The 13,620-nt window shown below is 69.2% G+C and carries 13 protein-coding genes; 8 read left to right on the top strand and 5 right to left on the bottom strand.

Translation table 11 applies throughout. The features are described 5' to 3' along the window. Positions 1–29 precede the first annotated feature (29 nt). Positions 30–1,388: an acyclic terpene utilization AtuA family protein gene (locus tag E9536_RS14005; protein WP_136470006.1), complete on the top strand. Its 1,359-nt coding sequence runs from the start codon at positions 30–32 to the stop codon at positions 1,386–1,388. Beyond that, positions 1,388–1,699 (top strand): hypothetical protein, encoded by a 312-nt coding sequence (locus E9536_RS14010; protein ID WP_027787796.1) that lies wholly within the window; start codon positions 1,388–1,390, stop codon positions 1,697–1,699. The genes E9536_RS14005 and E9536_RS14010 overlap by 1 nt, the downstream gene beginning before the upstream one ends. Positions 1,700–1,738: 39 nt before the next feature. Here the strand turns inward: E9536_RS14010 and E9536_RS14015 are convergent, their stop codons facing one another. After that, the gene (locus E9536_RS14015; protein WP_136470007.1) at positions 1,739–2,560 is read right to left on the bottom strand and encodes a carbon-nitrogen hydrolase family protein; all 822 of its coding nucleotides are present in this window, start codon (positions 2,558–2,560) and stop codon (positions 1,739–1,741) included. Between the two features lie 273 nt (positions 2,561–2,833). On the opposite strand from E9536_RS14015, the gene E9536_RS14020 reads away from it, so the two are divergent. Beyond that, on the top strand, positions 2,834–4,669 hold the full coding sequence (locus tag E9536_RS14020; protein WP_124815657.1) for a methyl-accepting chemotaxis protein: 1,836 nt from the start codon (positions 2,834–2,836) through the stop codon (positions 4,667–4,669). 71 nt (positions 4,670–4,740) lie between these two features. Here the strand turns inward: E9536_RS14020 and E9536_RS14025 are convergent, their stop codons facing one another. Further along, on the bottom strand, positions 4,741–5,532 hold the full coding sequence (locus E9536_RS14025) for a LuxR C-terminal-related transcriptional regulator (RefSeq protein WP_136470008.1): 792 nt from the start codon (positions 5,530–5,532) through the stop codon (positions 4,741–4,743). Between the two features lie 72 nt (positions 5,533–5,604). On the opposite strand from E9536_RS14025, the gene E9536_RS14030 reads away from it, so the two are divergent. Genes E9536_RS14030 through E9536_RS14045 form a run of 4 tightly spaced genes read left to right on the top strand, consistent with a single transcriptional unit; the run spans position 5,605 to position 10,872 of the window. Continuing rightward, positions 5,605–8,103 carry a hypothetical protein gene (locus tag E9536_RS14030; protein ID WP_136470009.1) on the top strand — a complete coding sequence of 833 codons (2,499 nt, stop codon included), beginning with the start codon at positions 5,605–5,607 and terminating at the stop codon, positions 8,101–8,103. After that, a complete protein-coding gene (locus tag E9536_RS14035; RefSeq protein WP_136470010.1) occupies positions 8,100–9,320 on the top strand; it encodes a hypothetical protein in 1,221 nt (406 codons plus the stop codon). The genes E9536_RS14030 and E9536_RS14035 overlap by 4 nt, the downstream gene beginning before the upstream one ends. Before the next feature lie 13 nt (positions 9,321–9,333). Next, positions 9,334–10,005 (top strand): DUF1266 domain-containing protein, encoded by a 672-nt coding sequence (locus E9536_RS14040; protein ID WP_136470011.1) that lies wholly within the window; start codon positions 9,334–9,336, stop codon positions 10,003–10,005. 60 nt (positions 10,006–10,065) lie between these two features. After that, on the top strand, positions 10,066–10,872 hold the full coding sequence (locus tag E9536_RS14045; protein ID WP_136470012.1) for a topoisomerase IV: 807 nt from the start codon (positions 10,066–10,068) through the stop codon (positions 10,870–10,872). Between the two features lie 42 nt (positions 10,873–10,914). On the opposite strand, the gene E9536_RS14050 is transcribed toward E9536_RS14045, so the two are convergent. The 3 genes from E9536_RS14050 to E9536_RS41420 form a co-directional block, all read right to left on the bottom strand. Then, on the bottom strand, positions 10,915–11,844 hold the full coding sequence (locus tag E9536_RS14050; RefSeq protein WP_059695701.1) for a phosphatidate cytidylyltransferase: 930 nt from the start codon (positions 11,842–11,844) through the stop codon (positions 10,915–10,917). A gap of 37 nt (positions 11,845–11,881) precedes the next feature. Beyond that, positions 11,882–12,514 carry a lysophospholipid acyltransferase family protein gene (locus E9536_RS14055; protein ID WP_059682194.1) on the bottom strand — a complete coding sequence of 211 codons (633 nt, stop codon included), beginning with the start codon at positions 12,512–12,514 and terminating at the stop codon, positions 11,882–11,884. A gap of 102 nt (positions 12,515–12,616) precedes the next feature. Continuing rightward, positions 12,617–12,847, bottom strand: coding sequence for a hypothetical protein (locus E9536_RS41420; RefSeq protein ID WP_155253126.1), 231 nt, complete (start codon positions 12,845–12,847; stop codon positions 12,617–12,619). Between the two features lie 134 nt (positions 12,848–12,981). Between E9536_RS41420 and E9536_RS14065 the strand changes: the two genes are divergently transcribed. Continuing rightward, positions 12,982–13,587 carry a CDP-alcohol phosphatidyltransferase family protein gene (locus E9536_RS14065; protein WP_027787786.1) on the top strand — a complete coding sequence of 202 codons (606 nt, stop codon included), beginning with the start codon at positions 12,982–12,984 and terminating at the stop codon, positions 13,585–13,587. Positions 13,588–13,620 lie beyond the last annotated feature (33 nt).

The following is a 13,620-nucleotide window of genomic DNA, read 5'->3' on the forward strand; positions in this document are numbered from 1 at the left end:
CGCACCCGCCGGACGACGACGGTATGGACATGACAGCAAAGCAACCTGAACGGCGCGTGCGCATCGGCGCGGGCGCCGGCTACTCGGGCGACCGGATCGAGCCCGCGGTCGAGCTGGCCGAACACGGGCAGCTCGACTATCTCGTCTTCGAATGCCTGGCCGAGCGCACGATCGCGATCGCGCAGCAGGCGCGGCGCCAGGACCCGTCGCTCGGCTACGACCCGCTGCTGGAGGCGCGGATGCGCGCCGTGCTGCCGGTTGCCGTGCCGAACGGCGTGCGCATCGTGTCGAACATGGGCGCGGCGAATCCGCGGGCGGCCGCACGGCGCACCGCACGGATCGCGCAATCGCTCGGCGTCGCCGGGCTGAAGGTCGCGGCCGTCGAAGGCGACGACGTGCTCGACGTCGTACTGCGCGGCGCGTTTCGCTTCGAGGAATCGGGCGACGACGTCGCCGCGTATCGCGACCGCATCGTGTCCGCGAACGCGTATCTCGGCGCCGCGCCGATCGTCGACGCGCTCGCGGCCGGCGCGGACGTCGTGCTGACCGGGCGCGTCGCCGATCCGTCGCTGTTCGCCGCACCGCTGATCCACGCGTTCGGCTGGCGGATGGACGACTGGGACACGCTCGGGGCGGCGACGGTCGTCGGCCACCTGCTCGAATGCGCGGGGCAGGTGACGGGCGGTTATTTCGCCGACCCCGGCTATAAGGACGTGCCGAACCTCGAGCGGCTCGGGTTTCCGATCGGCGAAGTCGCGGCGGACGGCTCGGTCGTGATCACCAAGGTGCCGCACGCGGGCGGCCGCGTGAGCGCGGCGACCTGCAAGGAACAGCTGCTCTACGAGATACACGATCCGGCGCGGTACCTGCAGCCCGACGTCGTCGCGGATTTCACGCACGTCACCGTCGCCGAGGAGGCGGCGGACCGCGTGCGCGTGACGGGCGGGCGCGGCACGGCGCGGCCCGACACGCTCAAGGTGTCGGTGGCGTATGTCGACGGCTGGATCGGCGAAGGCCAGATCTCGTACGGCGGCCCGGGCGCGCTCGAACGCGCGCGTCTCGCGCTCGGGATCGTCCGCGAGCGGCTGGCGTTGACCGGCGTCGCCGCGACCGAGCTGCGCTTCGACCTGATCGGCGTCGATGCGCTGTATGGCGACGCGACGCCGGCCGTGCGCGGCGAGCCGGCCGAGGTGCGTGTGCGGGTGGCCGGCCGCGCGGCGAGCGCCGGCGAAGCGGCGCGGATCGGCAATGAAGTCGAGACGCTCTATACGAACGGGCCGGCCGGCGGCGGCGGGGCGTTCAAGTCGACGCGCGAGGTGATCGCCGTGCAGTCGGTGCTGCTGCCGCGCGCGGCCGTGACGCCGTCGTTTTCATTCGTGGAGGCATGATGCAACTGCGTGAACTGGCGCATGCGCGCACCGGCGACAAGGGCAATACGCTGAACGTGTCGGTGATTTGCCGCGATCCGCGCCATTACGATCATCTGCGCACGCATCTGGGTGCCGATGCGGTGAAGGCGTGGCTCGCGGGTATCGTGCACGGCGACGTCGTGCGGTACGAACTGCCGGCGCTCGGGGCATTCAATTTCGTGCTGCGCGATGCGCTCGGTGGCGGCGTCACGCGCTCGCTCGCGCTCGACGCGCACGGCAAGTCGGTCAGTTCGGCGCTGCTGGCGATCGAGGTGCCGGAGCCGGCGTGACGGGCGTGACGGACGGCGCCGCCCGGGCGGGCAGCCCCGTCACGGAATCAGCAACTCGCGAAGCCCGTCCGCATGCTCGATACGTTCGCCGGCGATATGCAGGCGCTGGTCCCTGCGATAGTCGTAAACCGCGCGCGACGCGGCGAGCTGGTCGAAATCGAGCTCGATCGCGTGGCGCGATTCGCCGTTGCCGGCCTCGAAGATCAGGTTGCCGAACGGATCGGCCGCGAGGCTGCCCCCCGCGAACACGACGTCGTGCGTGCTGCCGCCGACGCGGTTGGCGACCACCGTGAACACCTGGTTCTCCATCGCCCGTGCCGTTGCCGACGTGCGGTGGACCGGGCGGTACGGTTCCATGTTGCCGTCGGTGATGAGGATCAGCTCGGCGCCGAGTTCGGCGAGCGCGCGGCCGGTTTCGGGGAATTCGTTGTCGTAGCAGATCAGCAGACCGATCCGCACGCCGTGCCATTCGATCGTCGCGTAGCGGTCGCCGGGCAGCACGACGCCGTGCTCGCTCACCCACAGGTGCGTCTTGCGGTAGCGCAGCGCGATGCCGTCCGGCGTGACGAACACGGTGGTGTTGTAGAAGCGGCCGCCGTCGTTCTCGATCAGCCCGACCACGACGGCAACGTCGCGCGCGCGTGCGGCCGCGATGACCGCGCCGACGCTCGGGCCGTCGAGCGGCTCGGCGCATTCGGCCAGGTTCGACGGATCGAGGAAGCCGGTGATCTGCGCTTCCGGAAACATCACGATGTCGGTGCCCGGCGCGCAGGTCGCGATCGCGTCGAGCGTGCGCTGCAGGTTGTAGTGCGTGTCGCCGTCGCGACCGGCGAGCTGGACGATGTCGAGCTTCAGTTTCATGGGCGATTTCGGTGGGCGGGGCCGGCGCGGCCGGCTCCGCAACGTTGGACGTCGGAACGCCCGAGTATGCGCCGAACCGCCGGTTTTCCCATCCCGCCGGCGTGTTAACCCGTCAGGGGTATTGATCCCGCGTACTGTCGCCGGCCTGGGCTCAACTTTTTTTGCCGGTCTGACCAGTCGAACCTCAAGTTGCATCGCGTGCGGTCGTTAAGGACGGTTGAGTGCCCATTTGACCAACCGAAAACAACGCGGCAACCGGAGATCAACGTCATCATGCTGTCATCGATTCGCGCCCGGATTCTGGCGACCTGCGTCGCCATCGTGGTCACGGCCCTGGCCGTGACAGGCGGCCTTGTGTACTACGTCGTCAAGCAGCACAACGACACGACCATCGACCAGAACCTGCAGTCCGTCCTGACCGGCCACGCGCTCGCGCTCGACGAGTGGGTCGCGAGCCGCGCGCAGCAGACCCAGGCGCTCGCGGACACGCTGACGCCGGGCGAAGGCGATCCGCTGCCGGCGCTGACGCTGCTCGGCAAATCGGGCGGATTCCAGGTGCTCACGCTCGGCCTGCCGGATCGCACCGCGTATTCGAACGTCCCGCTCGCGGCCGGCTACGATCCGACCGCACGCCCGTGGTTCAGGCAGGCGGTCGACGCAGGCCGGCTCGTCGTCACGGCGTTGTACCGCGACGCGTCGACCGGCAAGCCCGCGTTCGCGTTCGCCGCCCCGATCGTTCGCGGCGGCACGCTGAAGGGCGTGCTCGCGGCGAGCCTCTACATGGAGCGCGCGAGCGCGATCGTGGCGTCGATGCATCCGACGCCGTCGAGCTTCGCGTTCCTGGTCGACAAGAGCGGGCGCCTGATCGCGGGCGCGAAGACCGATCTGATCATGAAGCCGGCCGCCGAGCTGTCGCCCGAACTGACGCCGGAGCGTCTCGCCGGCCTGCAGAAGGCGACCGAACCGGTGGCGATCGACGTGGACGGCGTGACCAAGCTGCTCCGCGCGCGCCCGATCGCCGGGACGGACTGGTCGCTCGTCATGGCGCTCGACCGGTCGGACGTGACGGCCGGCATGCGCGCCGTCGCGACGACGACGCTCATTGCGATCCTCGTCGTCGCCTGCGTCGCGGCGGCGCTCGTCGGCGCGTTGACGAACGCGGCATTCAAGCGCGTGCTGCTCGTGCGCGACGCGCTGACCGACGTCGCGAGCGGGAGCGGGGATCTGACGAAGCGGCTGCCGGCCGACGGCGGCGACGAGGCCGCGCAGATCGCGCGGGCCTTCAACCTGTTCGCCGAAAAGATCAGCGCGATCCTGCTGCAGATACGCGGATTCAGCGAATCCGTGAGCGTGGCGAGCGCGGAGATCGCGCAGGGCAACCAGGACCTGTCGAGCCGCACCGAACATGCGGCATCGAGCCTGCAGGAGACCGCGGCGGCGCTCGAGGAGATCGCCGGCACGGCGCGCAACTCGGCCGATGCGGCCACGCAGGTGAGCCGGCTGGCGGAATCGGCGTCGGGCGTTGCCGTACGCGGCGGCGAGGTGGTGAGCGAGGTGGTCGCGACGATGGATGAGATCACGAAGGCGTCGGCCGAGATCTCGAACATCATCGGCGTGATCGACGGCATCGCGTTCCAGACCAACATCCTCGCGCTGAACGCGGCCGTCGAGGCGGCGCGCGCGCACGAGCACGGGCGAGGCTTCGCGGTCGTCGCGGGCGAGGTGCGCACGCTCGCGCAACGCAGCGCGGTGGCCGCCAGGGAAATCAAGCAGTTGATCCAGTCGTCCGTCGAGAAGATCGAAGGCGGATCGGGGCTCGTGAAGACGGCCGGCACGACGATGGACGAGATCGTCGAGGGCGTGCGCGGCATCACGAGCGTGATCGCGGAAATGACGGTCGCGGCGAACGAGCAGAGCACCGGGATCGCGCAGGTGAACCAGGCCGTGTCGCAGCTCGATCACTCGACGCAGCAGAACGCTGCCCTCGTCGAGGAGTCGGCTGCGGCCGCCGCGCTGTTGCGCGAGCAGGCGGCTCAGCTCGCGCAGACGGTCGGCGAATTCAAGCTCGCGGGTTCGCACCGGGCCGCGACGGCATCGGCATCGGCATGATCCGGCCGCGGCCGTCGAAGGCCGCCGCAAAGATGCAGGCAGGGGAGCGAAAACGGGCGCGACGGAGCGCGCTATCCGTCGGTCTGCGCCTTCAGGAACAGTGAAAACAGTTCCGATTGCGAATTGATCGCGAGCTTCCCGTAGATGTTGCGCCGATGCACCTTGACCGTTTCGGCGGAAATCGACAGCTTGTTCGCGACTTCCTTGTTCGAGCAGCCGCTGAGGATCAGCCGGATCACGTCGAGTTCGCGCGCGGTGAGCGGCGTGCCGAGCCGCGCCATCGCCTGCTCGAAGCCATCGTGCGTGCCGGCCCGGCGCGGCGGCGCCTGCTCCGCGGAGGCGGGCTCGAACGCAAGCCGCTGCCGCATCAGCCCGGCCACCCACGGCCGGATCAGGTCGAGCAGCGCAACCTGCCCGGGGCTGAAGCGCCGCTTGCTGCCAAGCGACAGGCACAGCGTGCGCGCGTCGTCGAGCACGACGTTGAACTGCACCTCGTCCTCGACGACGTTGTGCGTGAAATAGAGCGTGTAGTACTCGGTATCGCGAAAGCATTCGGGCGCGACGTCCGACAGCCGGAACAGGCCGCTCCTCGGCGCGTCGCGGTTCGCGATGTAGAACGGGTCGAGCTGGTACAGGCCCTGCACGTAGTCGCGGAACAGCGGGTCGGGGCCGCCGCCTTCGTACGGGCATTCGGCGAACACCTGCGGGCGGCCGTCGCCGAAGGTCAGCACGACCCAGCTGTCGACCGCGACGTATTCCTCGATCAGCCGGATCAGCGCCAGCCAGAAGCCCGGCTGGTCGAGCGACTCGATGAGCCGCCCGACCGAACGATGCCACGCGACATCCTGCAAGGTGAGGTTCATGCGGTTTCCGGATCGGCGGGACCGGTCGGCGCGCGTCGCGCCGTCGCATCGTGCGCATCGACCTGTCCGGGGATGAAGAACGAGATCGTAACGCCGGGCGACGCGAATGGCGAGGCCGCGCACGGTCGCCGTCTCCTGATAAGCTATCGCGATTCCGAGATGGAGAAGTCGATGACTCCCAGCGCCAATACAACTACAAACGCCCATTCCAATATCGATATGACGACGATGCCCCTGACGGGCCAGCCGCTCGACACACTGATGAACCGGCTCGAAGCCGATCTCGAGGAAAGCGATTCGAGCCGCGAGAGCGACCTTGCGGCACGACTGCGTGCGCAGCCGTTGCGTGCCGATTCGCTCGACGCGATCGCGCGCCTGCACACGCTGTGGATGCACGCCGGCGATCCGGCCGCCGCGCGCGCCGTGCTCGACGAGGACGGCGCGGGCGTGCACGACGCGGCGCCGCCCGAGGCGCGGCCCGACATCCGCATGCAACTCGCGCTATACCGGCTGCAGGTCGCCCGGCACCTGGGCGAGAACGACGCCGTCACCGAGGCGATCGGCCAGATGCACGACGTCTTGCGCACGTCGCCGACGCTCGATGCCGATCGCTACGTCCGCGCGCGCATTCTCGATACGCTCGAATTCGACCACGCGGAGCATGCGCTCGACGCGATCGAACTGCGGCATGCGCTGAACCGCGCGATTGCCGACCGCGCCACGTTTCGCGCGTGGGACGAGGCGAACCGGCAATGCCTGCGCGCGTGGGCACTGCGGCGTCTCGACCGGGACGACGACGCGCGTGCGGCGGCCGAGGCCGCGGTGGCTGCGATGGCATCGGCAGCGGCGGACCAGGACATCGACGCCGACGACTGGCTGCGGATCGGCCGGGCGATGATCGAGATCGCGCCGCTGCAGTTCGACACCATTCGCCAGGCCGTCGAGTCGCGCATTGCCGACTGGGCGCTGCCGCCTCGCCGTGAGGCCGAGGTGAGGCTGGCGCGGCTCGCCGCGCGGGCGGCACACGCGCAAGGCGATCTCGCGGGCGCGCTGGCCCGTTGCGAGATGGCGCGCCACAGCCTCGAATCGGACGGCGGAGACGACTTCATCGAATACGAACTGCCGTGGCTGCTCGAGGCGGGCCGTTTCGACGAGGCAGGGCGCAGGGCGTTCTTCCACGTGTACCAGATCGAAAGCAGCATGCTCGACCGGGTCGGGCAGATCATCCATGCGCGCCTGGCCGAGCCGACCGACACGTCGGTCTGGTGGCCGCTGTGCGCAATGCGCGCAGCGGGTTTTCAGCCGACGCTCGAGCGGCTCGTCGAACTCGGCGCGGAAGGGCCCGACGCGCTGGCCGCGCGTTCGCCGACGCATGGCGAGATTTTTGCTGCGTTCGGCTCGCTCGAAGGCGACGCGTTGCGCTACGCGATCGCCGACGCCGCGCGCGAGGTCGCACTGCGGCGCGCGCCCGGCCATCCGTGGATCGCGCGGCTCGCGGCCGTCTACGACGGCGAAACCGGCCGCATCGACGCGACGACCCAGGCCGCGCGCCTGCTCGCGTCCGCGCAGGAAGGCGAGATGTACGACAACCGCACCGGGTTCATGCTGACCGATGCGCGCATTCGAGCGTTGGGTGTCGCCGCCGCGATGAAGCTGCCGCCGCCGCCGCTGCGCAGCGGCTTGTGGAGCTACGGCTACGCGTGCTCGATCGAGGACAGGGCCGAGGAGGCGATCGACGCGCTGCCGGCCGCGGAACAGGCGCCGGTACGCGCCGATCTCGAGCGCCTGAAGATCGCCGCGTACGAGCAGGGCCGCGCCTGCATGGAGCGCTTCTTCGAGACGGGCAACGGCCATCCGTACGATGCGTGCGCGCACCTGTATTCGATGCTCTGCAACAACCTCGCGATCCTCTATCGCGGCGAGGAGCGCTACGACGAAGCGCTGGTCCTGCATCGCAGCGGGATCGCGGCGAGTTCGTTTGCCGAGCATTACGACGGCGTGCGCTACGTGCTCGCGTGCCAGGAGAAGGATGAAGAGATGCTCGAAGCCGCCGAGCAGCTGTGGCACTACGCCGCCGAATACGGTTACAGCCGGCACGAGCCGAACTGGTACGTGCGCGACGTGGTGCGCGCGCTGTACCGCGTCGATCGCTGCAACGAATTGCCGATCTGGCTCGAGCGCCTCGTCGGCTGGCAGCGCGAGCACGACCAGCTCGACGGCAGGTTGCCCGACGAGGCACTGATTGCCCGCCTCGTGTTCGCGGCCCACATGTCGGAGTCGCATCCGGACCAGGCATCGGCGCTGTACGACGCCGCGCGTGCGCAGGCCGACGCGTCGCGCGATCTGAACGTGCTGCTCCGGGCCGCCGACGCGGCGTACGAACTGGGCCGCCAGCCGGACGCGAAATATTTCTACGAACGGGTGCTCGCCGGCAACCGGCACGCCGCCGAACCGCTCGACCTGAAGATGGACGTGATCGAGCGGCGGATCAGCGAGGCCGGTGCGCCGCCTGCGGCGCCGGGCCTGGCGACGGCCGCGCCGGGCAAGCGCTGGTGGAAGTTCTGGCAATGACGGCCGTCGGTCGGCGGGCCGGCTATGCGCCGCGCAACGCGCTGAACGCCGATGCGCTGAAAGCGGCGATCGCCGCGCGCAGCACCGCGCGAGGCGATGCCGACGCGGTGCGCGCGTGGCTGCTCAACCATTTCTACCGGCACGTCGTCGCGAACTTCGAGCCGGCACGCACGATCGGGTCGCTCGACGACGCGCGGCAGGCGCTCGGTAACGCCGCGCCGCCGGCGTGGGTCGCGCGGCGCTTCGGTGCGGACGCGAAGACGATCGCCGAGGCCGACGCCGGCAGGCTGGCGCCCGTCGTCTGGGTCGACCCGGGCGATCCGCAGCTTCTCGCGCTCGAAACCACGCTCGTCGAGTTCCTCGAGTCGCGCAAGGGGACCGGGCTCGACGGCAAGCTCGACCGTGTCAATTGCCCGCAGGCGCTCGCGATGTGGGAACGCGAGCATGCGGAGATGGCGGCCCGGATTGCGCGCGGCTGGCGCGAGAGCCAGCCCGATGCGCTGCGCACCTGGTGTGAAACCGCGAACGGCCGCTTCGTCGAATTCCTGCCCGACAGCGCGCTGCTGCGCGCCGAAATGGCGTTCGAGAGTTACGTGATGCGCCATTGCCTCGGCCAGTTCGCCGACCGGCAGGCGCTGACGGGCGGCTACGGCGGGCGCTACGCGGAAGCGATCGAGGCGCGCACGCTGCGGCTGCTGAGCTTCCGGGACGCGAGCGGCCAGCCGCACATCACGATCAGTGTCGCGATGCGCGCGGACGGCGGCCTCGACGTCGATCAGGTCAAGGGCAAGCAGAACCGGCCGCCGGTCGAGCGCTATGTCGACGACGTGCTGGCATGCCTGAATACGCTGGGGACGACGGATAACACGCCGCCCGACTGCATCGCGCTCGGCGTGGTCCATACGGCGTGGGGGTGGTGCAGGATCGAGGACGTGACGGATGCCGCGTCGCAAGCACGGCTCGTCGCGCGCCATCCGCAATTGTTCGGGCGGCTCGCCGAGCCGACGCCGACCGTCGAGTGGCTGGTCGCCGCGCGGCAGCCCGAACTGCTGCAGGCGCGGCCGCCGCGTGCCGGCTCGGTGCGTTACGCGGTGCGCGCGACGCTGGCGCCCGCGGTGCCGTCCGCGCAACGGGACGACGCACGTCCCGCCTTTGCGACCGAGAACGTGCGCTGGCCCGGCTACGACGCGCCGCACGGCGCCAGTGCCGGCGAATGACGGGGCGAAGACCATGACATTCAAGCTGATCGTCGCGTTGTTCGTGCTGTGGCGTATCGTGCGCTACCTCCGCCGGCGCGGTGCGCGCCATTCGATCTTGTCCGCCCGCAAGCACTGGGCGCTGCTGCTCGCGCATCCGTACGTGGAGGCGACCGGGTTCTCGGGTTTCGACGATGCGGATACGAGCCACCTGAACGACACGTCGCGGAAGTTCCTGCGCGCGCAGATGCTGCATCAGATGGAGTTGCGCACCGACGCGACGGACGACGATGCGCGCGCGCACCTCGCACGCGTGCTCGAGACGCAATGGTTTCGGGCCGACCTGCATGCGCTGCAGCCGACCGACGACCCGCGTGCCGCACTCGCGTTCGCCTGTGCGCGGATGGCGTTCCTCGCGCGCGTGGCGATGCTGATGGGCTGGACCGAGCCGGACACCGCGTGGCGTGTGCTGTTGCTCAACGCGCAGCGCGCGCAGGATTGTTTCGGCAGCTGGACGGATTTCGGTAGCGCGTATATCGCGGGCCGCAAGCAGTGGGTGGCCGGGTTTCGCGCCGACCCGTTCGGCAAGGCGTTCGACGACGCCACGCTGCAGCGCTGGCTTGCACCGGGTGACGGTGTGTGGGGGCGGGCGGCATGGCCGGGGCTGGCGGCGTTCGATCCCGAACCGGTCGCGCAACCGCGGTGACGCGTTGATGCCGCCAGCCGTTCACTTCGCGTACCGCTTTCCGTTCCTGCCGACGCCGACATGATTTCATCGGTTCATCCCCTGTTGCGACGCCTGGCGCTGTCCGTTGCGTGTGCGGTGCCGGCGTCGGTGCTGCCGGCGACGGCGCAGGCGGTCGAGCCGGTCGCGGCCGACCGTCTGCTGCGCACGTTCCTCCACAACAACTACGGTAACTGGCGCGCGGACCGCAAGGGCTGGCAGTCGGACGCGGGCGATTTCATTTATTCGCCGTGCGGGTCGCTGCGCGTCGCGACCGCCGACGGCCCGCGGTATCTGCTCGCGGTGTGCGGCGAGACCGAGGCCGCCGTGCAGGACGGCATGCCGGGGATGGATTCGGACGGCACGACGGGCACCATCGACCTGTACGTGCTGAAGCCCGCGGCGGACGGCAAGACGCTCGAGCCGGTGGTGAAGAAGACGGATATTGCGTCCGGCAAGCGCGGCGAGCCGGGTACGGTGCGCATCGAGCGGTACGGCCCGCACCTGTTCGGCTTCACGATCGGCGACGGCGTCACGCTGCAGGGCTATACGATGGCGATGCGATCGATCTGGCTGCCGGTCGGCAACGCGATCGTCGAGGCGGCGCCGCGCATCGACGAAGCGCTCGACAACACGGGGTCGCTCGATTGCGGGAACGCGAAGTCGCATTGCGAGAGCCGCACGTTTTCGATCGTGCCCGACACGACCGGCACCGGCGACGTCTATCCGTTGACGGTCACGGAAACGGGCTCCCGCGGCGGCAAGGCGATTCACGCGCGCTACACGGTGACGTTCGACGCGGCACGCGGCCGCTACGTGGTGCCGAAGGCGTTGCGCGCAGGATACTGACCGTTCGCGCGAAGGAACGGGCGGCGCGGTGCCGCCCGCGCGTCACACGTACAGATACCGCACGAGGTGGAAGAACACCGGCGCGGCGAAGCAGATCGAGTCGACGCGATCGAGCATCCCGCCGTGGCCCGCGATCATCGAACCCCAGTCCTTGGTGCCGAGCGAGCGCTTGACGGCCGACAGCACGAGGCCGCCGACGAAGCCCGCGATCACGATCGCGAGCGAGATCCCGAACGCGGCGCCGAAACTGAACGGCGTCACGCGATACAGCGACGCGCCGCACAGCGTCGCGAGCAGCCCGCCGCCGACGAACCCCTCGATCGTCTTGGACGGCGACAGCTGCGGCGCGATCTTGCGGCGCCCGAACAGCTTGCCGACGACATACTGCAGCACGTCGCTGATCTGCACGACGAGCAGGAAGAAGAACAGCAGCAGCGCGTTCTGTCCCGTGTAGCGCGGAATGTCGAGGATCAGCACGGCCGGCGCGTGGCTCAGCCCGTACACGCACACCATCAGCGCCCAGTTGATCTTCGCGTTGCGGCTCAGGAATTCGCGCGTGTCCTGCGTGAGCGCCGACACGAGCGACATCGCGAAGAACAGGTGCACAGGCACGAAGATCGAGTACATCCCGTACCAGTTGATCCCGAGCAGCAGGTATTGCACGGGGATCGCGACGAAGAACGCGATGAACAGCGTCGTGTGGTCGCTCGCGGTCGTCGGCGTGAGCGTGATGAATTCGCGCAGCGTCAGGTAGGACAGCACCGCGAACACGAGATACGTGACGTTGTTGCCGAGGCTGATCGCGATGACCATGATCGCGATCATCGCCCACCACGCACGGATGCGCTGGTTCAGGTTGACGATGGTCGCGCTCGTGCCGCCGCTGCGCGCGCCGAGGATCGCGCCGATCACGGTGGCGATGACGAGCACGCCCGTGACGCCCGCGACCAGTTCCCAGAAGAGAGTTCGCATGGGGGATATCCGGAAAAGGGAAAGGAGGGGGCGGTGTTCAGCCGGCCGGCCGCTGCGGAGGCGCGAGCGCGACGACCGCGTCGCGCATGCGGGCGAGGAACGTCGGCTTGTCTTCCTGGGCACCGAGCGCATCGTTCGCGCCGAAGTGCACCTTGCAGATCAGCGGCACCGGCCAGATCGCACCCTTCGGCATGATCCGTTGCAGGTTCTCGAGATAGACGGGCGCGAGCGCGACGTCCGGAAACTCGGTCGCGAGGTGGAACAGCCCGCTCTTGAACGGTTGCGGCAGGATTTCGGCGCCGCGCGTGCCTTCCGGGAAGATGATGATCGAATGGCCCTGCCGGAGCGCGTCGCGCACGGGGTCGAGCGGGTCGCCCCCGGATTCCCGGTGGCGATCGATCAGCACGACGTTCAGCAGCTTCTGCGCGATGTGGCGCTTCGCGTCGCTGCTGTCCCAGTAGTCGCGCGCGGCGACGGGCCGCACGACCGCGCGCACGTCGCGCGGCAGCGCGGCGAGGATCGCGAGCGTATCGATGTGGCTCGTGTGGTTCGAGAAGTAGATCTTCTGCGTGGGGGACGGCGGCGCCTGATGCCAGACCGGATACGCGCCGGCGACGAGCCGCACGATGGACAGCAGGAAGTCGCGCTGCCAGACGTTGAGTATGTTCATCGGCGTCGTGCCTCCTGCCTGCCTGCATGGCCCGCGGCGCTTGCGCGGCGGGCGGGACCCCGGAATGCCGGCGCGGCAGGATGCGCGCCGGACGGCCCTTGTTTAAATTTTTTCAAATTCGTGGCTGCCTGTCGCAGGTCCGCGATAATCGGACGATTCGCCGCCACACGCTGTTGCGTCGCGGCGAATGCGCCGGTCGGCGGCGTGATAATCGGCTGTTGCACGAGTGCCCGTTTGCAGTTCGAATGGATCGTGCTGCGCTCGGGCCAGCGGATTATCGCGAGTTTCCGTCAAAAACGCCAGATTGGCGCCGCGCTTGCGCGCCGGGCGCATGCTTGACGCATCGAGGCCGCTCGGCGACGATTAGGGCCGTCCATGGAAGGCCGTCCAGGGCCGTTTCGCCGCCCGGGGCATGGCGGCGGGAAAGGTGTCCGACTGTGCCGCGCGAATAGAACGAATACGAAACGATGAGCCTCTACGCACTCAAACCCAAATTCCAGAACCGCCTGCGCCCGTTCGCGAACTCGCTCGCCGAGCGCGGCGTCACGGCCAACCAGGTCACGCTGTTCGCGGCCGGCGGCTCGATCGTCGTCGGCGCGCTCGCCGGGCTCGGCGTGTTTGCCCGCGCGCTGTTCCTGCTGATCCCGCTGTGGCTGTTCGTGCGGATGGCGCTCAATGCGATCGACGGGATGCTCGCGCGCGAGCACAACCAGAAAAGCACGCTCGGCGCGTACCTGAACGAACTCGGCGACGTCGTGTCCGATGTTGCGCTGGTGCTGCCGTTTCTCGCGATTCCGGCGTTCGCTCCGGCAGACGTCTGGCTGTTCGCGCTGACGGCGGTGATCGTCGAATGCGCGGGGCTGATCGGCCCGCTGGTCGGCGTGAGCCGCCGCTACGACGGCCCGTTCGGCAAGAGCGACCGCGCGCTCGCCCTCGGCGCGTTCGCGCTGTGGATCGGGCTCGGGTTTCCGGTCGGCGGCGTCGCCGCATGGCTGTGGCGGCTGCTGATCGTGCTGTCGATCGTGACCGTGGTCCGGCGCGTGCAGGCCGGCATCGCGGAAAAGGGCGGTTGAAAGGGTAGTCAAGGCAGTCAAAGGCAGTGGCGG

This window comes from Burkholderia sp. LS-044, assembly GCF_004803625.1.
In the GTDB taxonomy this organism is placed as follows: Bacteria; Pseudomonadota; Gammaproteobacteria; order Burkholderiales; family Burkholderiaceae; genus Burkholderia; species Burkholderia cepacia.